This window comes from Nocardia inohanensis NBRC 100128 (assembly GCF_001612945.1).
Classification (GTDB): domain Bacteria; phylum Actinomycetota; class Actinomycetes; order Mycobacteriales; family Mycobacteriaceae; genus Nocardia; species Nocardia inohanensis.
This window is the reverse complement of the sequence record NZ_BDBK01000010.1, coordinates 314,198-334,444: the sequence shown is the minus strand read 5'-3', so window position 1 is coordinate 334,444 and position 20,247 is coordinate 314,198. Positions and strand designations below refer to the sequence as shown.

The 20,247-nt window shown below is 69.4% G+C and carries 6 protein-coding genes; all 6 read left to right on the top strand.

What is annotated here, in order from left to right; translation table 11 throughout:
- Window positions 1-137: 137 nt before the first annotated feature.
- The 6 genes from NI1_RS21145 (at window position 138) to NI1_RS21120 (ending at window position 20,212) form a co-directional block, all read left to right on the top strand.
- Window positions 138-1,529, top strand: coding sequence for a glycine--tRNA ligase (locus NI1_RS21145; protein ID WP_067823532.1), 1,392 nt, complete (start codon window positions 138-140; stop codon window positions 1,527-1,529).
- 194 nt (window positions 1,530-1,723) lie between these two features.
- The gene (locus NI1_RS21140) at window positions 1,724-2,437 is read left to right on the top strand and encodes a DUF6875 domain-containing protein (RefSeq protein WP_245663333.1); all 714 of its coding nucleotides are present in this window, start codon (window positions 1,724-1,726) and stop codon (window positions 2,435-2,437) included.
- Window positions 2,438-2,443: 6 nt separating this feature from the next.
- A complete protein-coding gene (locus tag NI1_RS21135; RefSeq protein ID WP_067823529.1) occupies window positions 2,444-16,645 on the top strand; it encodes a non-ribosomal peptide synthetase in 14,202 nt (4,733 codons plus the stop codon).
- A gap of 97 nt (window positions 16,646-16,742) precedes the next feature.
- On the top strand, window positions 16,743-18,188 hold the full coding sequence (locus tag NI1_RS21130; protein ID WP_067823526.1) for a molybdopterin-dependent oxidoreductase: 1,446 nt from the start codon (window positions 16,743-16,745) through the stop codon (window positions 18,186-18,188).
- Between the two features lie 318 nt (window positions 18,189-18,506).
- The gene (locus NI1_RS21125) at window positions 18,507-19,457 is read left to right on the top strand and encodes an ABC transporter ATP-binding protein (RefSeq protein ID WP_067823523.1); all 951 of its coding nucleotides are present in this window, start codon (window positions 18,507-18,509) and stop codon (window positions 19,455-19,457) included.
- The gene (locus tag NI1_RS21120) at window positions 19,454-20,212 is read left to right on the top strand and encodes an ABC transporter permease (protein ID WP_067823520.1); all 759 of its coding nucleotides are present in this window, start codon (window positions 19,454-19,456) and stop codon (window positions 20,210-20,212) included. Before NI1_RS21125 ends, NI1_RS21120 begins: the two co-directional genes overlap by 4 nt.
- Window positions 20,213-20,247 lie beyond the last annotated feature (35 nt).

The window sequence follows — 20,247 nt, the reverse complement described above, 5'->3', positions numbered from 1 at the left end:
CGGAGCGGTCGGCCGCGCCCACCGCCGCCTACCCCTGGCCCGTCGCTACTGCGGCGGGCCAGGGAAAAATCACGTGACCCCGCCAGATAGGCTGGAAGCATCCCTGCAATCTTCCGGACCGGATGGAGATATCCAGAGTGGCACCCAAGTCGAAGGTGGACACCGTCGCCAACCTCGCCAAGCGTCGGGGTCTCGTGTACCCGAGTGGTGAGATCTACGGCGGCACGCGATCGGCGTGGGATTACGGGCCGCTGGGTGTCGAGCTCAAGGAGAACATCAAGCGGCAGTGGTGGCGGTCCATGGTGACCAGCCGCGACGACGTGGTCGGTCTCGACTCGTCGATCATCCTGCCGCGTCAGGTGTGGGTCGCCTCCGGTCACGTCGCGGTCTTCAACGACCCGCTGGTCGAATGCCTCAACTGCCACAAGCGGCACCGCCAGGACCACTTGCAGGAGGCGTACGCCGAGAAGCACAAGCTCGACGACCCGGACTCGGTCGCCATGGAGCTCATCGTGTGCCCGGACTGCGGCACCGTGGGCAAGTGGACCGAACCCAAGGACTTCAACATGATGCTGAAGACCTACCTGGGCCCGGTCGAATCCGAAGAGGGCATGCACTACCTGCGCCCCGAGACCGCGCAGGGCATCTTCGTGAACTACAAGAACGTCGAGACCACCGCGCGCAAGAAGCCGCCGTTCGGCATCGCGCAGATCGGCAAGTCGTTCCGCAACGAGATCACCCCGGGCAACTTCATCTTCCGCACCCGCGAGTTCGAGCAGATGGAGATGGAGTTCTTCGTCAAGCCGGGTGAAGACGAGCAGTGGCATCAGTACTGGATCGACACCCGCCTGGCCTGGTACACCGACCTGGGCATCGATCCGGAGAACCTGCGGCTGTACGAGCACCCGAAGGAGAAGCTCTCGCACTACTCCACCCGCACGGTGGATATCGAGTACCGCTTCCGCTTCGCGGGCAGCGAGTGGGGCGAGCTCGAGGGCGTCGCCAACCGCACCGACTTCGATCTGAAGACCCACTCCGAGCATTCGGGCCAGGATCTGAGCTTCTTCGATCAGACCGCCGGCGAGCGCTTCACCCCGTACGTGATCGAGCCCGCGGCCGGCCTGACCCGTTCGCTGATGGCCTTCCTGGTCGACGCGTACCACGTCGAGCAGGTCCCGACGGCCAAGGGCGGCGTGGAGGATCGCATCACGCTGCGCCTGGACCACCGCCTGGCCCCGGTCAAGGCCGCCGTGCTGCCGCTCTCGCGCAATGCCGAGCTGTCGCCGAAGGCCAAGGATCTGGCCGCGCAGCTGCGCAAGAACTGGAATATCGAGTTCGACGACGCGGGCGCGATCGGCCGCCGGTACCGCCGCCAGGACGAGATCGGCACGCCCTACTGCATCACCGTCGATTTCGATACCCTTGAAGATCACGCGGTGACCGTCCGCGAGCGTGACTCGATGGCCCAGGAGCGCATTGCTCTAGATCAAGTAGAGGGCTACCTGGCTACTCGCCTGCTCGGCGCGTAATTCCAGCTGTCTGAGAAAGACCGGTCATAGATTGACCGGTCTTTTTTATATTCGCCTGCCCCCCAAATTTGGGGCGCTGTAGCGAAATTGGGTATCGCGCTACTCGTGTTAACGACCCATGACCCGGGCACTATTTATATATGTACGAGCACAGCGCTCTGGCGTTGATGCTTGTCGATCTGCCGAGGTGAGTCATGAGCGAGCGTGTTATCGGCCCCCGCTCGGGGCTGCAATGGGTTTCTCTGGGGGAGACCGGATCCTCTTGTCCCGCTGCCCGTTCCACGGTAGCGGATTTTCGATCTTGGGCTGATTCTTTTCTGACTCGGCCCCACGACGATCTAGGCCGCGACGGGCCCGTCTGCCCGTATGTGAAGCCGTCGCTCCGGCGCGATCTGCTGTGGTTGGCGCAGGTGCCGGCCGCCGCGCCGCGCCGGGTCTGGGTGCGGGCCATCATCGAGGACGCCCTCGAGTTGTATCCCGAACTGCCCACCGGGAACGGCAGTTCCACCTCCGTGCTGCGCACGCTGGTGACGGTCTTCCCGAATTTGACCGAATATTCATTGATCGATGAGATGCACGACGAATTCAAGAGCAAATTCGTCGAGCGCGGAACGATGTTCGGGCAATTCTACCCGGGATGCGATCAACCCGGCTTGTGGAACAAGGACTTTCGGCCGCTGGACGCGCCCATGCCGATGCTGGTGGTGCGAAGCATGATGACAACCGATTTCCCCTTCCTGGTCGATCGCCGCGAATGGATGGACGCGTACGTGCGCAAGTTCGCACCTATGCTGCCCGCGCATGTCCGCGCGGTAATGGTGGCGCGCTTGACTTCTCGCCCCGACAGCTTCGTGCCGGCCTATCGTGAGGTGCCGGAAGACGATTCGTGCGCCACCGGCAGACGGTGACCGGTCATGACGCGCGAACTCGCGGCGGAACAGACCGCGACGGTGTTTCCGCTGTCCCCGGCCCAGCACGGCATGTGGCTTGCGCAGCAACTGGATCCGAGCGTGCCGCTGGCCGAAGCCCAGTACATCGAGATGCGGGGGCCGCTGAACCTGGCGGCACTGCGTAACGCGGGCATGATCGCGGGCCGTGAATTCGGTTCCGGCGTACTGCGATTGGCGGAGATCGAGGGTCGCCCCTACCAGGTGGTGGACCCCAATCTGGTACCCGCCGTGGGTTTCCTGGACTTCCGCGACCGGCCCGACCCGATCGCCGCCGCACTGGAGTGGATGCGCGCCGACGCCGCCGCGCCCATCGACCTGCTCGGGACACAAGCAGGTCTCTCAACCGTGATTCGGGTCGGACAGGACCATCACCTGTGGTACACCCGAGCACACCACATCCTCATCGATGGATTCGGTTCGGTGACCATGCTCTACCGGGTCGCCGAGCTGTACAACGCCGCGGTGCACGGGCAGATGGCGCCTCCCGGCACCGCGGCGTCCCTGCTCGACGTGCACGAGGCGGAGCTGGCGTACCGGGATTCCACCCGATACGCCGGCGACGAGCGGTACTGGCGGGAGATCACCGCCGGGATGCCGCGGCGGTGCAGCCTGGTGGCTGCCACCGCACCCGCGTGCGCGCTCGGGCGGGAGGCGCGCGCCGAGCTCTCGGCGGGGACGGCCACGCGCCTGGAACGCGCGGCCGAGCGTTTCGGCACCAGCCCGGCCGGGCTGGTGATGGCCGCCGTCGCGCTCTACTACGCGCGGCTCACCGCCACCGAGGACGTGGTGATCAGCCTGCCGGTGTCCGGGCGCACCACCGCGGTGCTGCGCCGCTCGGGCGGCATGGTGTCGAATGTGGTGCCGCTGCGGGTGCGGGTGCCGCGGGACGGGACCGTCGGCGCGGTGATGGACGCGGTGCGGGTGGCGGCCTCCGGGGCGCTGCGGCACCAGCGTTTCCGGCACGAGGACATGCGGTTCGAGGAGGCCGAATCCGGGGCCGAGCTCTCACGCGGATTCGTCGGTCCGGTCATCAACATCATGCTGTTCCCCGCGCCGATCGGGTTCGCGGGCCTGGAAACCGACCTGAACGTGCTCACCTCGGGCCCGATCGAGGACCTGTTCGTCAACTTCTACCAGCACGGTGCGGGCGCGCCCATCCACGTCGACTTCGCCGCGAATCCGCGCCTGTACGAGGAGGATTCGCTCGGACGGCATCACCGCCGCTTCCTGACCCTGCTGGACTCGTTGCTGGCGGCGGAACCGGAAACGGGCGTCGGCGCGCTCGAGTACTGGACGCCCGACGAACGCGGGTTGCTCACCGGCGCACACGGCGCGCCACCGCCCGAACCGATGCTGCTGCCCGAGATTCTCGCCGCGGGTATGGAACGCGCAGGGGGCGAGGGGATTGCGATCATCGCCGGGGAGCGGCAGCTCACTTATGCCGCGCTGGACGCGATGTCGAATCGCGTGGCCCGAATGTTGCTGCGCTCCGGCGCGGGCGTGTGTCCGGAAGATGCGGTCCTGCTGGCCCTTCCGCGCTCGGCGGAGGCGATGGTGGCGCTGTGGGCGGTGGCCAAGACCGGTGCGGCCTTCGTGCCGCTGGGGGTCGGCCTGCCGGGTGAACGAGTGGCCCGTATCGCCGCGGAATGCGGCGCCCGCGTCGGCCTCACGTTCGCCGAGCAGGCTGTGGACCTGCCCGGTTCGGTGCACTGGCTCACCCTCGATGACCTGTTGTCCGGTGTCGATGCGATGCCGTGGTCGACTCAGCGTATCGCCGGGGCGGTCTCCGATCGGGAAGACCGAAGTTCCGTACCCGTGCGATCGGAGCGTGTTGCGGGGCCGGTTCCCGAAGCCGCTGCCGGTCGCGCCGTGCCCATTTCGTCGGAGCCCGCTGCGGGGCCGGTTCCAGGCGGATGCGGTGAATCCGTTGTCGCAGATATCGACTCCGCGCCGTCTTCGTACGCGCCGCTGGCGGTCGCGGAGCTGTGCGGGCAGCCCAGGGTGGGGAATCCGGCGTACATCGTGTTCACGTCGGGGTCGACGGGCGTGCCCAAAGGCGTTGTGGTGACGCATGCCGGGTTGTCCGGGTTGGCCGAGGCGATCGTGCGGGCATATCGGGTCGAGCCGGGTGCGCGGGTCTTGCAGTGCTTGAATCCGAGTTTCGATGCTTCGGTGCTGGAATGGCTGATGGCGTTCGCCTCCGGCACGACTCTGGTTGTGGCCGAGGCTGATCCGGTGCTCGGTGACGAATTGGCCGCTCTGGTGCGGGATTACGGGATCTCGCAGGTGTGTTCGACACCCGCGGTGTTGTCCACGCTGGAGCCGGATGCGCTCGAGGGAGTACGGGCGGTGTCCTCCGGTGGCGAGCCGACGCCGCCGGATATCGTGGCGCGCTTCGGGATCGGGCGGGAGCTGCTCAATTCGTACGGTCCCAGCGAATCCACGGTGGCCGTCACCTACACGCGCGGGCTGGTGCCCGGTGAGAACGCCGGAATCGGTGATCCGATTCCCGGTGCGGGCATGCTGGTGCTGGACCGCCGGCTGCGGCCGGTGCCGACCGGTGTCGCCGGGGAGCTGTATGTGACCGGTCCCGGGGTGGCGCGCGGGTACGTCGGCCGTCCAGGGTTGAGTGCCGAGCGCTTCGTCCCCGCCTTGGCCGGTCCGCCCGGATCCCGCATGTATCGCACCGGAGACCTGGTGCGCTGGACGGAGTCCGGAGTCCTCGAGTACGTCGGCCGCGGCGACTTCCAGGTGAAGTTGCGCGGTATGCGGATCGAACTCGGTGAGATCGATGCGGCGTTGCACGATCACCCCGATGTCGAGATCGCCGTGACGGTCGCGCGACCGAGCCCCGGCGGTGCCACCCTGCTCGCCGCGTACGTCGTCCCGCACGCCGGGGTCACTCTCAGCGAAGCGGACCTGCTCGACCACGCCGCGCGGCGCCTGCCGCCCTATATGGTTCCGGCCACCGTCACCGTCCTGGGTGCGCTCCCGCTCACCGCCAACGGCAAGGTCGATCGCCGCGCCCTGCCGGAACCCGTTGCCGTCCAGCAGGTTCCCGCGCGCACGGCGAGTACCGCCGCCGAACGTGCCCTGTGCGGTCTCTTCGCCGAGGTGCTCGGGGCCGCGAGTATCGACCCCGACGCGTCGTTCTTCGCCCTCGGCGGTGATTCCATCATGGCCATCACGCTGGTCTCGCGTGCTCGCTCCGCCGGCCTGGTCTTCTCCGCCCGTGACGTCTTCGAACACCGCACTCCCGCCGCCTTGGCGGCCGTAGTGGGCCAGTTGGACGAAACCCCGGCCCGCCTGCCCGAGCTGCCCGGCGGCGGCACCGGCCGCATGCCCCTGACCCCGGTCGCCGCCTGGCTGCTCGCCCGCCCCGGTTGGGAGCATTTCGCCCAATCCATGGTGGTCCGTCTTCCGATCGGCGTCGAACCCGTAGCCCTGCGACGCACGCTCGAGGCGCTCCTCGACCGCCACGACATGTTGCGCGCCCGCGTGATCGACGGCGAGACCGGCCCGGAGCTCGAGGTACCGCCGCGTCATCTGACCGACGCCACCCACCTCCTCGCCCGAATCGACTGCGCCCCAAGTACATCGGCTGCCGCGGCGGGTAACGCTGTGTCAGTCGCCGCCGACTCGCCTCTCGAGGTAGCGGACTCGCGGAGTGGTGCACCGGAGTCCCGGCCGGTAGTGGCACGGGCGGGCGTCCTCGATCGGGCGCTGGCGGACACCGTGGCGCGGCTCGATCCGCGCGCTGGAGTGATGATCGCCCTGACTTGGCTGGACGCGGGTGCGGGCGAGCCGGGCCGGCTGTTGGTGGCAGTGCATCACCTGGCGTGCGATGCGGTTTCCTGGCGGATCCTGTTGCCGGACTTGATGTCCGCGTGGGCGCGGGCATCGGCCGGAGCGGATCCGGAGCTGCCGCCCACCGGCACTTCGGCACGGACATGGGCGCACGCCCTGAGAGCCCTGGCGAACCCTGAACCTGCTGCGGCGGAACTGGAAGTTCCCCCGGTTTCCGCAGTGGCGACGTCACAGGACGGCGCGGTTGACGCGACTCCGGCTGAGCAGGCAAGCGCGCGGTCGGCTACCGAAACATCCACAGGCGCAAGCCACCTCGGCGCGGAATGGCCGATGGGTGAGGTCGCGTATTGGCGCGGTGTGCTGGCTCCCGACCCGCTGGTGGGCCGGCGGCGGCTGGATGCGCGGGTGGATACGCATGGGTCGGCCGGGCAGGTCGAGGTCGAGGTGTCCGCCGATGCTTCGGAGGCGTTGGTGGCGGGCGTCGCGAGCGCTTTCCGGTGCGGGGTGGAGGAGGCGCTGCTCACCGCGTTGACGGTGGCGTTGGCGCGGCGGCGATCGGCGCGCGGACGGCTGGCGGATGCGGCCGAACCCGTTGTGGTGATGGTTGAGCGGCACGGGCGGGATGAGGTCGCGGTGCCGGGGGCGGACCTGTCGCGGACGGTGGGATGGTTCACCGCCCAGGTGCCGATGCGGTTGGGGCCGGTGGTGATCGATTCGGTGGCGACGGCTTTGAAGGCGGTCAAGGAACAGGTGCGGAGTGTGCCCCGGGGCGGATTCGGCTTCGGGCTGCTGCGGTATCTGAACTCGGAGACGGGGGCGCAGCTGGCGGCGTTGCCGGAACCGCAGGTCGGGTTCAACTATCTGGGCCAGATTCCGGATATCGAGGCCGAGGGAGATTGGCTGCCGGTGTCGGTGGCGGATCGGCTGGGTGGGCACGCGGATCCGGAGATGCCGTTGGCGGCGGTGCTTTCCGTGGATGCGGTGATTTTGGAATCGGCTGCGGGGCAGCGGATTCGCGCGGTTTGGCAATTCGCCGACGGGGCGCTGCATCGCGGTGAGGTGGAGGCGCTGGCGGGGGAGTGGGTCGCGGTGGTCGAGGAACTCGCCGGGTTGGTGAGTGACCCGGAGGCGGGCGGGTTCACCCCCGTGGATCTGCCGCTGCTGTCGACTACGCAGCGCGAAATCAACTGCTGGGAAAAGCGTTACGGTCGGCTGGAGGATGTTCTGCCGTTGACGCCGCTACAGCGTGGACTGCTGTTCCAGGCGCAGCTGGCGGCGGGTGCGTCCGACGGGTATTCGGTGCAGGCGGTCATCGATGTGGAGGCCGACCTCGACCCGGATCGGCTGACCGCGGCCGCGAACGCGCTGGTGCGCCGCCATCAGGTGCTGCGCGCGGCATTCGTATCCGCTGGTGAACGGGCCGTGCAGGTGATCGCCGCACGGGCTGAGGCGCCGTGCACCTACATCGAGGCATTCGACGCCACCGCGGCCGAATTGGACGAGATCGCGGCACGCGAGCTGCGTACCCCCTTCGCCGTCGACGAAGCGCCGCTGTTGCGATTCCTGTGTATCGCGCTGGGCGGCAGGCGATTCCGCATCGTCATCACCAACCATCACCTGATCCTCGACGGCTGGTCCATGCCGATTCTGTTCGCCGAGCTGATCGGCCTCTACGAAACACACGGCGAAGACCGGAATTTCACCCCACCGGTGCCGTTCACGCGCTATCTGGAATGGCAGTCCACCCGTGACCGGGAACGCGCCGCACAGGCATGGGCCACGGCGCTCGAAGGATTGTCCGGTCCGACGCTGGTCGCGCCGACCGCGCCCCGCGCGGATGCCGCGACCACCCCGGAAGCACACGAAATCCCGGTGGACGAAACAATTGTCGAGCGACTGCGCGCGACGGCCGCCGCCTGCCAGGTCACGCTCAACACCCTCGTCCAGGTCGCCTGGGCGCTCCAGCTGTCCGAACTCACTGGCTCCGCCGATATCGTCTTCGGTGCCACCGTCTCCGGCCGCCCGCCGGAGCTGCCCGGTGCGGAACGTATGGTCGGCATGCTGGTCAATACCGTCCCGGTGCGCATCACCGTCGATCCCGCCGAGCCGGTGGGGGACCTGCTCACCCGGGTGCAGCGCGAGCAGGCAGCTCTCGCGGAGCATCAGTTCCTCGGCCTCGACGAAATCCACTCCCGAACAGCGCTCGGCCCACTGTTCGACACAGCCACCGTCTTCGAGTCCTATCCCGTCGATACGGCCTCGCTCACCGCCGCCACCCGCCGCGCGGACCTGACCGTCACCGATATCCGCACCTTCGACGGCACCCACTACCCGCTGTCGCTGGCCACGTACGCGGGCAACGGACTGCGCTTCGAACTGACTCGATCGCCGCGCTATTTCACCGCCGCGCAAGCCGAATCGATCTGCGCCCGCTTCGCCAGGCTGTTGACGGCTCTGACCGAAAGCCGGACCCGCCGGACCGCCGGCCTGCGCGGCATCGACCTGGATGATGCCGTCCGCCGGGGCACCCCCGCGAGACCCGTTCGCCTGCTTCCCGACCTGCTCACCGCCGAGGCCACACCGGATACCGTGGCGATCGTCGCCACCGGCGGTGCCGCCGATTCGCTGCGCTACGGCGAACTGGATGCGCGATCGAATCAACTGGCGCGCAGGTTGATTCGTGCGGGCGCGCGGCCGGGCGTCGCGATCCTGGTGGCGCTGCCGAGATCGGTCGATGCGATGGTCGCCCTGTGGGCGATCGCGAAGACCGGGGCCGCGTTCGTGCCGATCGATGTCACGCAACCAACGGCGCGTACCGCTGCCATCATCTCGGAATGCGATGCGGTACTGGGTATTACGGCCGGTCAGGTCATGACTGAACTGCCCCCCGACCTGCCCTGGCTGTGCTCGGACAGTCCGGACCTCACGGAATCGATTCGCGCACTGCCGGAGTCCGCGATGACGGATGCCGAGCGCGCGACCCGCCTGCTGCCCGGCCATGCGGCGTACATCGTCTTCACCTCCGGCTCCACCGGCACCCCCAAGGGCGTAGTGGTCACCCACGCCGGACTGTCGAATATGGTCGCCGCCACCACCGAACGCTGCCGCTTCACTCACGACTCGCAAGTCATGCACTGCCTGAACCCGGCCTTCGACGCCGCGATCCTGGTCTGGCTGTCCACCTTCGCCGCCGGCGGCACCCTGATCCTTGCGGCGCCGGACGCCAATGCGGGCGCGGAATTGTCCGCCGCCGTCCTGGAAGGCGCTGCGACACATCTGATCTGCACGCCCACCGTGCTGGGCACCCTCGAACCGGACACCCTCGACACCGTCCACACCATCATCACCGGTGCCGAACCGTGCCCACCGGCGCTGATCCGCCGCCTGCGCCCCGGCCGCATCCTGGTGAACTCCTACGGGCCCGCCGAAACCACCGTCGCCGCCAGCTTCGGCGACCCCATGACCCCCGAAACCGCCGGTCTCATCGGCACTCCCGTGCCGGGCACGACGCTCCTGCTACTGGACGACTGGCTGCGCCCCGTCCCGGTCGGCGCGATCGGTGAACTGTACGTCCGAGGCCCAGGCGTAGCTCAGGGCTACACCGGCCGCCCCGACCTGACCGCCACCCGATTCATCGCCGACCCCCATGAACCCGGCTCCCGCCTGTACCGCACCGGTGACCTGATGCGCTGCACCCCAGCAGGTTTCGAATACGTCGGCCGATCCGACTTCCAGGTCAAGATCCGCGGCATCCGCGTCGAACCCGGCGAGGTCGATGCCGCCCTCCTGACCCACCCCGAGGTAACCGCAGCCGTCACCACCGCATACCGCACCCCGGCCGGTGCCACCGCCCTCTGCTCCTATGTAACCCTTTCGGACAATGCCCGGATCGGCGAAATCGCGGACGATAGTGCGCCGCCGCGCGAATTCCCCGGCGCTGGAACCGTACTCGCACCGATAGGTGGCGAACCTCGCGGCGCGTCCGTCATCCGGGAGTTGACGGCCTGGCTGGGTGAGCGGTTACCCCGCTACCTGGTGCCGTCGAGCATCCAGGTGCTGGCGGAGATGCCCCGCACTCGCAGCGGCAAGGTCGATACCCGTGCACTGCCGGAACCCGTGCTGGCGCAGGCGGATTACGTAGCGCCGGTGGGTGACGAGATTCCGATCGCGGCGACCTTCGCGGAGGTACTCGGTCACGAGCGGGTCGGGGCGCACGACGACTTCTTCGCCCTGGGCGGCGATTCGCTGATCGCCACCCGCGTCGCGGCCCGGCTGAGCGCCGAACTGCATACCCAGGTACCGGTCAGGATGTTGTTCGAAGCGCCGACCGTCGCGGAACTCGCTCGCCGCATGGCGTCGGGCGACACGACCGCCGCCGCGCCGGTGACCGCCGCAGGTCACGAGAGCGAGCGGCTGGTTCCAGCACCGCGCCACGACACCGAGCCGTTGTCCCCAGCCCAGCAGCGCATGTGGTTCGTCAACCGCTACGACCCGGCCTCTCCGGCCTACAACGTCCCGGTCGCGCTTCGGCTCTCCGGCCGCCTGGATCTGGCGGCGCTGGGTGCGGCGCTCCGTGACGTCATCACCCGGCACGAAACCCTGCGCACCGTTTACCCGGACATCGACGGCGTGGGAGTGCAACGCATTCTCGACCCCGGCGAAGTCCACCTCGACCTGGAACCCGCGTCGATCACCGCGTCGGATCTCCCGCACGCGGTCGCCGAGACCATCGGAACCGGCTTCGACGTCACCGCCTCGGTACCGTTGCGGCTCAGGGTGTTTCGACTGTCGGCGACCGGCGCGGCATCGACTGCCGCGATCCGGGGCGGCCTCGGGTCCGAGCAGCTTCCCGACTACGTGCGGGCGACGAACCAGGGCGCTCCAGGACGGAATGCCGCGCCCGAGCCGGCGGGCGGTGATCCGGAAGCGGCCGAGTATGTGATCGTGCTGGTCGCGCACCATATTGCGACGGACGGCTTCTCCATGGCACCGCTGACGCGGGATGTGGTGGCGGCGTATGCGACACGCGCGGCCGGGGAACAGCCCGTGTGGGAGCCGCTGCCGGTGCAGTACGCGGATTACGCGCGATGGCAGCTCGCACGCCTGGGTGCCATCGACGACCCCGAGTCGCTACAGGCCCGGCAGATCGACTTCTGGACCAGGACTTTGGCGGGACTACCGGATCATCTGGACCTGCCCTCGGATCGCCCGCGCCCGGCTCGGGCCTCGCATCGGGCCGCGGAATACGTGGTGCGAGTCGAAGGTGCGCTGTCGGCCGCGCTGGAGCGGTGTGCGCGGGCACATCGGGCGACGCCGTTCATGGTGATGCACGCCGCGCTGGCGGTGCTGCTGGCGCGGTCGAGCGGCAGCGGCGATGTGGTGATCGGGACGCCGGTGGCCGGTCGCGGCGTGCGGGAGCTGGACGACCTGGTCGGCATGTTCGTCAATACGCTGGTGTTGCGCACCGGGATTCGCGGCGGCGAGGCGTTCGGGGCGTTGCTCGGACGAGTACGGGATGCCGATCTCGCGGCGTTCGAGCACGCGGATGTGCCCTTCGAGCGGCTGGTGGAGGTGCTGGCGCCGGCGCGGTCGGAGGCGCGGCATCCCCTCGCACAGGTGATGCTGGTGTTCCAGAACTTGGCCATGCCCCGCCTGGAGCTGCCCGATGCGATGGTCACGCCACTGGAGTTGCCGCAGACCAACAGCCGATTCGATCTGAGCTTGACCGTGATCGGGGACGCCGACGGTCTGCAACTGCGCTGGTGCTACGCCACCGACCTGTTCGACGCATCGACCGTGGCCGCCTTCGCGGAGCGCCTGGTCCGGCTGCTGACGGTCGCGACCTCCGAATCCACTGTGCCGGTGGGCGATATCGATCTGCTCACCGCCCACGAGCGGGAAGACCTGCTCGCCGTGGCTCCGCCCGCCGCGCCACCCCGCACGCTGGCGGAGTTGATGCACGACGTGGTAAACGAGAATCCGGACGGCGTCGCAGTGGTCTGCGGTGACCGGCGCCTGACCTACCGTGAGCTCGATGCGCGTGCCGAGCAGATCGCGGACCGCCTGCGACGGGCCGGTGCAGCTCCGGAAACCCTGGTGGCAATCGGAATTCCGCGTTCGATCGAATCCGTGCTCGCGGTCTGGGCGATCGCCCGCACCGGAGCCGCGTTCGTGCCCGTGGACCCGGCCTACCCGGCGGACCGCATTGCCCGCATAGTCGAGGTGTCCGGGGTGCGCCTGGGGCTGACCGTGACCACCGAGCGTGACCGCCTGCCCGAAACGGTCGATTGGTGGAGCGTGGACGAGGCCACCCCATCCACCGAGAAGCTCGGGCCAGCGGAAATAACCGAGCTGGCGGATATAACCGAGCTGGCGGAGTTGACCGAGCTGGCGGAGTTGACCGAGTTGGCGGAGTTGACCGAGTTGGCGGAGGCGACCGAGCTGGCGGAAGCGACCGAGCCGGCGGAGGCGACCGAGCCGGCGGAGGCGACCGAGCCGGCGGAGGCGACCGAGCCGGCGGAGGCGACCGAGCCGGCGGAGGCGACTGAGTCGGGGGAGATGCCTGAGTCGGCAGAGATGCCTGCCGCGCCTGTCGAGTGCCGGGTGTACGCCGATAATCCGGCCTACGTGATCTTCACCTCCGGATCGACGGGTGCGCCCAAGGGGGTCGTCGTCACGCACCGCGGCCTGGCGAATCTCGCTGTAGCGCAACGGGAACGCGACGGGATTACCGCGGATTCGCGGGTGCTGCACGTGGCGTCGCCGAGCTTCGACGCCTCGGTCCTGGAGCTGGTGATGGCGGTCAGCGCGGGCGCGACGCTGGTGGTCGCGCCGCCGACCGTCTTCGCCGGTCCGGATCTGGCCGAACTGCTGGCTCGGGAACGGGTTTCGCATGTCGCGATCACACCCTCGGCGCTGGCCACTGTGAATCCGGCCGGGCTGACCGAGCTGCGCATGATCATCACCGGCGGTGAGCCCTGCCCGCCCGAGTTGGTGCAGGCGTGGAACATGCCGGGCCGCAAGCATTTCAATGATTACGGCCCGACCGAGACCACGGTGTGGGCGACCGGCAGCGATCCGCTCGCACCGGGCGATCCGATCACCATCGGTACCGCCGGACCCGGTATGCGTGCACTGGTCCTCGACGATCGTCTGCGCGCCGTTCCAGACGGCGTGGTCGGTGAGCTCTACCTCTCCGGGATCGCTTTGGCGCGTGGGTATTACGCTCGCGCCGACCTGACGGCGGCGCGGTTCTTGGCCGACCCGTACGGTGCGCCGGGCGAGCGCATGTACCGCACCGGAGATCTCGTGCGCCGGCGCGAGCACGGCCTGGAGTACCTGGGCCGTACCGACACCCAGGTCAAATTGCGTGGCCTGCGCATCGAACTCGGTGATGTGGAGGCCGCGCTCACCGCCGATCCCGCTGTCGCACAGGCCGTCGCGCTGGTCCGCGCGGATGATCGCGGCGGCCTCCTGGCCGGCTACGTGGTGCCCGCGCCCGGCCCGCGCCCGGACCCGGCCGAGCTGAAGAAGGCGGTGGCCCAACGGGTTCCGTCTTATCTGGTACCCGCGGTCATCATGCTGCTGGACGCGCTCCCGCGCACCGCCAACGGCAAGCTGGACCGCGACGCCCTGCCTGTCCCGGAACGCTCCACCGCCGCCCGGCAGGCCCCGATGGGTGCGCACGAAGAGGCCGTGGCCGCCGTATTCGCCGAAGTGCTCGGCATCGACCGGGTGTGGCGCGACGACGACTTCTTCGCTCTCGGCGGCAATTCCCTGATCGCGACCCGGGTGGTGGCCCGGCTGGCCGCCGCCTCGGATACGGCGATCCCGGTGCGCGCCCTGTTCGATGCCCCGACCGTGGCCGAACTCGCCGCGTTCCTCGCCGCAGGCGGTGCGAGCGATCGCCCGCGCCCCGGACCGCGCCCGCGACCCGAACGGATTCCGCTGTCGGCCGCCCAGCAACGCATGTGGTTCCTCAACCGCTACGACCCGGCCTCACCGGTCTACAACATTCCCGGTGCCTTCGAAATCACAGGCGCACTGGATATCTCGGTGCTCGGCGTCGCGGTGTCCGATGTCATCGCCAGGCACGAGACCCTGCGCACCATCTATCCGGCGGGCCCGGATGGCCTGCCGTACCAGCGGATTCTGCCCGCCGGCCCGGCCTCGATCATCGAAATCGCCGTGCAGGAGAGCGAAGTCGCGAAAGCGCTCACCGACCAGCTCGCGGTCGGCTTCGATGTCACCCGGGAAACCCCGCTGCGCGTCTGTGTCCTGCACGTCTCGGCCGAACGCACCGTCCTGGCGATGGCCGTGCACCATATCGCCGCCGACGGCTGGTCGATGGCGCCGCTCGCCCGAGACATCATGTCCGCCTTCGCCGCGCGCGCCACCGGGCAACCGCCGACCTGGACCGAACTACCGCTGCAATACGCCGATTACGCCCTGTGGCAGCGCGAACTGCTCGGCGAGGACGCCGACACCGACAGCCTCGCGCACCGGCAGCTGGACTTCTGGCGGCAGCGCCTGAACGGACTGCCCCCGGTGCACTCGCTGCCCCTCGACCGGCCGCGGCCCGCCATGCCCTCCGGCGTCGGCGGCCGCATCGAATTCACGGTTCCCGCACCGGTTCACGACGAATTGCAGGTCTTGGCCCGTACGCATGGCGCCAGCCCCTTCATGGTGGTGCACGCGGCGCTGGCGGTCCTGCTCGCTCGGCTCTCCGGCACCCCGGACATCGCTCTCGGCACCGTGGTGGCCGGTCGCGGCGACGGCGAATTCGATGATCTGGTCGGCATGTTCGTCAACACGGTGGTGCTGCGCACACAGGTCGATCCGGCAGCCGACTTCGCTACCACCCTGGACGCCGTCCGCGCCGACGACCTCGCCGTCTACGGCAACCTGGAGCTGCCCTTCGAACGCCTGGTGGAGGCGCTCGCACCCACTCGCTCGACCGCTCACCACCCGCTGTTCCAGGTGCTGCTGGCCTTCCAGAATCTGGAGATGCCCGCGACGGAGCTGTCCGGCTTGACGATCCGCCCACTGACCGCCCCCGCCCCCGGTTCCAAATTCGACCTGGAGTGGATGCTGGCCGAACAGTTCGGCCCGGGCGGTGAACCGGCGGGCGTGACCGGCGCGTTGACCTTCGCGACGGACCTGTTCGACCACGCCACCGCACACGCCATGGCCGATGGCCTGGTGACGTTGCTGACCGCGCTCACCGCCGCACCGGAGGCGGCAGTCGGTGCGATCGCCGCCTCGAACGTATTGCCCGCCCTCACCGCGGATACCGCGCCCCGGGCCGTACCCGCCGCCCCCGAACCCCGCCACCACGGCTACCGTGCCCCGCGCACCGAGACCGAACGCCTGATCACCACCGCGTTCGAGAACGTCCTGGAGCATCCTCGAATCGGCGTGGACGACAACTTCTTCGACGCCGGCGGCAACTCCATGGCCGCCGTGCAACTGGTCACCCTGGTGCGCGAGAGCACCGGCGTCCCCCTGCCCTTGCAGTGGATGTTCCTCGATCCGACCCCCGCCGCCCTAGCCCGACGCCTCACCGAGGCCGCCGCGCAACCGGGTGTGGAGGCGTCCTTCCGGGTGCTGCTGCCCATGCGATCCAGCGGTGCCGAGCCGGGTCTGTTCTGCGTGCACCCGGCCGTCGGATTGGCTTGGTGCTACGGCGGATTGGTACGCCACATCGATCGTGACCGCCCGGTGTACGGCCTGCAATCGCCGGGCGTGGTCGACGGCGGCACCGCCGATCGCACCATTCACGAACTGGCGGTGCGCTATGCCGAGGAGATCCGCGGCGTGCAGCCGCACGGCCCCTACCACCTGCTCGGCTACTCCGCCGGCGGTCCCATCGCGCATGCCGTCGCCATCGAATTGCGCCGTCGCGGTGCCGAAGTCCCGTCCTTGATCATGATGGATGCCCGCGCCGACGTCTCGATCGCCGATGACGGCGACCTGCCCCCGCTCGCGGTGCTGCTCGCCGAATTCGGCGGCATCGACATCCCGCCCGAGCACGCCGACCTCACCCCCGGCCGGGCCGCCGAACTGCTCGCCGCGGCCGGGATCTCCTTCACCGCGACCGAACTGGAGAACTTCTACAGCGATCTACGCCACCTGCTGCGGCAGATCTCGGTGCACCGGCCGGAGGTGTTCGACGGTGAACTGCTGTTCTTCACCGCCGCGGGCAATCCCGAAGCGGTGTCGAACGTGGAGACCTGGCGGCCCTATATCGCCGGGCAGATCCACGACCGGCCACTCGAATTCGGTCACAATCGCCTGATCACACCGGAGGCATGGGAGCGGATCGGCCCGCTGATCGACGCCTATCTGCGCCGCGGCTGACCGATCCCGCGCGGATCCACTCGGCGAATCCCGCTGGCACACCTTCGGGCTGGGGAAGAATGGCAGTGACAATCGGGGAGTGACGGAAGGTCGTGCTGTGTCGGTCAAGGGAAAGCGGTCGTTACTGGGTTCGGCGGCGGTGGGGCTGGGCGCGCTCGGCGCGGGTGAGCTGATCGCCGCCGCGCAGGGCGGCTCGGTGATCGACGGGGTCGGGCGACTGCTGGCGGATACCGCGCCGACGCCGGTGGTCGAGGCGACCGTCGCCACGGCCGGAAGGCACGACAAGGAGACCACCCGGTTCGGTGTGGTGCTGGGGGCGGTGGCGGCGACCGCCGGCATGGCGGCGCTCCCGGATCGACTGCGCGGGCTCGCCGTGGGCGGATTCGGCGCCGGAGCCGCCGCGGTCGCATCGCGCGGTGCGAACCAGCCGGTGGCCGGGGCCGTCGGCGGGCTCGCCGCGGCGGCGGTACTGCGGGCCGGGCTGCGACGCGAACGGGTGGGCTTCGGCGGCGGATTGCTGTGGGCGGCAACGGGTGCCGGGCTGCTCGCCGGAGCCGAAGTCCTGCTTCGCCGCGCCGATCGCGCGCATGCCGAACGGGTCCGGAAGGTGGGGCCGATGGGCTCGCACACCCCGATCCCCGAGGACGGCTTCGGCACCGAACCGGGCCTGTCGCCGCTGATCACCCGGGCGGGCAAATTCTATGTGGCGGACGTGAATTCGCGCCCGCCGCGCATCGACCCCGCCCAGTGGCGGCTCTCCATCGGAGGTAAAGTCGCGCACCCGCTGCGGCTCTCGCTCGCCGATCTGGCCGAGCAGGCGGTGGAATTCGACGCGGTCATGGTGTGCGTGCACAACACCGCCGGCTCCGGCCGCGCCGGCAACGCCCGCTGGCTGGGTGTCCCGCTGACCGCCCTGTTCGACCACGCCATGCCCGAACCCGGCGCCACCCGCCTGGTCACCCGCGCCGTCGACGGCTACACCATCTCGCTGCCCTTGGAACCGCTGCGCACCGGCGAATGGCCCGGCTACCTGGTCATCGGCATGAACGGCGAACCGCTGCCACCCGAGCACGGCTTCCCGGCCCGGGTTTTCGTCCCCGGCCTCTACGGCCAGTACACCGGCGCGAAATGGCTTGCCGGACTGGAACTCTCCGACGACAGCCAGGTCGACTACTGGTGGAAGCGGGGCTGGCCCAGCGAACCGATCTGGGTGCGCCCGCAAGCCCGCATCGACGTCGCCGCCTGTGCCACACCCGGATTCGGCGGCAAATGCACCGTCGCCGGCGTGGCCTGGGCCCCGCCGCAAGGGGTGTCGGGGGTGGAGATTCGCGTCGACGAAACCGATTGGCTCCCGGTGGAACTCGGCTCCGAGATCGCCCCGGCGGCCTGGCGGCGCTGGCGCACCGTGGTGGATCTGACGCCCGGCGAACACATCATCGAAGCGCGCGTCACCAGCCGCTCGGGCGAAGTTCAGGACGGCCATGTCCGCCCGCCCTACCCTCTCGGCCCGGGCGGCTTCCACTCCGTCACGATGTTCGCCTGACAACCCCGTCGTCCGGGTTCCGGGTCGATTCCGACCTCCCGCGGTTCCGGCATCCTGGGCCGAAACCGCGAGGCGGCATCGTGCCGGGCCGGCGAGGAGGCAGCGTGCCGGGCCGGCGAGGAGGCACCGTGCGGGGCCGGCGAGGAGGCAGCGTGCCGGGACGGGGAGGAGGCAGCGTGCCGGGACGGGGAGGAGGCAGCGTGCCGGGACGGGGAGGAGGCAGCGTGCCGGGACGGCGAGCTGCCCATGACATCTGTCATGGGCAGGTCGTGACGGTCGGCCGAGGTCTCGGCGACCCACACCGCCGACAGTGGAGGTATGAAATCTACTGCTGACCGGCCCGCCGCGGCGGCGACCGGTGAGTCGCTGACCCCGGCGGTCGAAATCCGGGGGCTGGTCAAGGTTTTCGGCTCCGGCACGGGGGAGGTGCGGGCGGTCGACGGCCTGGAATTGACCGTGCGGCCCGGCGAGATCGTCGCCTTCCTCGGCCCGAACGGAGCCGGCAAGACCACCACCATCGACATGATGCTCGGCCTGACCCGTCCGGATGCGGGCGAGGTCCGGGTGCTGGGCGGCGACCCCGCCGATGCCATTGCGGCGGGCCGGGTTTCGGCGGTGCTGCAATCGGGCGGGCTGCTCCCGGATCTCACCGTCGCCGAGACCGTCCAGCTCATCGCCACCCTGCACACCGCGCCCCGCCCGGTCGCGGAGGTCCTCGTCCGCGCGGGCATCGACGATATCGCCGATCGCCCGGTCGGCAAATGCTCCGGCGGCCAGCAGCAGCGGTTGCGCTTCGCCCTCGCCCTGCTGCCGAACCCGGATCTGATCGTCCTGGACGAACCCACCACCGGCATGGATGTGGAAGGGCGGCGCGACTTCTGGCACGCCATCCGGCAGGACGCCGGCGCCGGGCGCACCGTGCTGTTCGCCACCCACTACCTCGACGAGGCCGACGCCTACGCCGATCGCATCGTGCTGGTGCGCGCGGGCCGGGTGGTCGCGGACGGCAGCGCCGCGCAGATCAAGAACCTCGCCGCGGGCCGCACCGTCAGCGCCACTCTGCCGGACGCGGATGTGGCCACGCTGCTGCGCCTGCCCGGCGTCGACCACGTGGAGCAGCGCGGCAACCGGATCATCGTGCGCGCCAAGGAATCCGACAGCGTGGCGCGTTATCTGCTGACCGCCACCCCGGCCGTCGACCTGGAGATCTCCGGGCACAACCTCGAGGATGCCTTCCTGGCCCTCACCACGACGGGAGACCACCGATGACCACCCTGGCGATCCGGCCCGGCGGCATCTCACCCGCATTCCTGGTGCTGGAGATGCGGCGGATGCTGCGCAACAAGCGCACCCTGATCTTCTCGCTCATCCTGCCGCCGCTGTTCTTCGTCATCTTCGGCACCCAGGGCGACTACAAAACCCAGCAGTTCGGATCCGGCAATGTGACCGGCTACGTCATGGTCTCCATGGCCGTCTACGGCGCGCTGCTGGCCACCACCAGCGGCGGGGCGGCGGTCGCGGTCGAACGCGCGCTGGGCTGGACCCGGCAGCTGCGGCTGACCCCGCTGCGGCCACTCACCTATATCGCCGTCAAGATCACCCTGGCCATGACGCTCGGATTATTCTCAGTCGCCGTGGTTTTCGCGGTCGGCGCGTTCGCCGGTGCGCAACTGCCCGCCTCGGCCTGGATCGCCTGCTTCCTGGTCGCCTGGCTCGGCGCGTTGGTCTTCGCCGCCTTCGGCCTGTTCATGGGCTACCTGCTGCCCTCGGAGAACGTCATGCAGCTGCTCGGCCCCGCGCTGGCGCTGCTGTCCTTCGCGGGCGGGCTGTTCATGCCGCTGCACGGCTGGTTCGAAACCCTGTCGAAGTTCATCCCCACGAACGGTGTGGCGGTGCTGGCCCGCGCCCCGTTCGCCGAACCCGGCGCGGGCTCGGTGGCGCTGGCCGTACTCAACGTGCTGGTCTGGGCGAGCGTCTTCACCGCCGGCGCGGTCCTGCTCTTCCGCCGCGACACGGCACGCTGACATGCCGGCCGCCCCGATCGCCGCGGACCCGCGCA